The 1,086-nt window shown below is 68.6% G+C and carries 1 protein-coding gene; it reads right to left on the bottom strand.

The features are described from left to right. Nucleotides 1–1,076, bottom strand: a 1,076-nt coding sequence (gene glyA / locus BMX29_RS18690) for a serine hydroxymethyltransferase (RefSeq protein WP_092815969.1), incomplete at its 3' end; no start/stop codon positions are given. Between the last annotated feature and the right edge of the window lie 10 nt (nucleotides 1,077–1,086).

Raw genomic sequence — 1,086 nt, 5'->3', positions numbered from 1 at the left:
GGGTCGAACGGCACGCCGTTCTTGTTGCAGGTGATGTGCGCGCGGCCCAGGGCGGCCTCGGTCGCGTTGCCCTTCACGCCCTTGGGACGCAGGTCGACCAGCACGAGGTGGGTGTCGGTGCCGCCGGTGACGGTGCCGAGACCGCCCTCGATCAGCCGGTCCGACAGCGCCTGCGCGTTGCGGATCACCTGCTGCGAGTAGGTCTTGAAGCCCGGCTCCAGCGCCTCGCCGAAGGCCACCGCCTTGGCGGCGATCACGTGCATCAGCGGCCCGCCCTGGATGCCGGGGAAGATCGCCGAATTCACCTTCTTCGCGATTGATTCATCATTGGTGAGGATCATGCCCCCACGCGGCCCGCGCAGCGTCTTGTGGGTCGTGGTCGTCGCCACGTGCGCGTGCGGGAACGGCGAGGGGTAGAGCCCCGCGGCCACCAGCCCCGCGAAGTGCGCCATGTCCACGAGGAGGTAGGCCCCCACGGAATCCGCGATCTCGCGCATCTTCGCGAAGTCGATCACCCGCGGGATCGCCGAGCCGCCGGCGATGATCATCTGCGGGCGGTGCTCTTCGGCCAGCCGCGCCACCTCGTCGTAGTCGAGAAGGTTGTCTTCCTTCCGCACGCCGTACTGCACGGCGTTGAACCACTTGCCCGACTGGTTGGGCCGGGCACCGTGGGTCAGGTGCCCGCCGGCATCGAGGCTCATCCCGAGGATGGTGTCGCCGGGCTTGATCAGCGCGGTGAACACGCCCTGGTTCGCCTGGGACCCCGAGTTCGGCTGCACGTTGGCGAAGCCGCAGTCGAACAGCCGCTTGGCCCGGTCGATGGCCAGCTCCTCGGCCACGTCCACCCACTGGCAGCCGCCGTAGTAGCGGCGGCCGGGATAGCCCTCGGCGTACTTGTTGGTCATCACGCCGCCCTGCGCCTCCATCACGGCGCGGGAGACGATGTTCTCGGACGCGATCAGCTCGATCTCGTCGCGCTGGCGCCCGAGCTCGCCCTCCATCGCCGCGAAAAGCTCGGGATCGCGGGACGAAAGGCTCTCGGTGAAAAAGCCGTCGTCGCGGTGCGGTGCGTTCATGGGATCCTCC

Source organism: Roseivivax marinus (assembly GCF_900109705.1).
Lineage (GTDB): Bacteria > Pseudomonadota > Alphaproteobacteria > Rhodobacterales > Rhodobacteraceae > Roseivivax > Roseivivax marinus.
The sequence above is the reverse complement of the archived record's forward strand: the minus strand, read 5'-3'. Positions and strand labels throughout refer to the sequence as shown.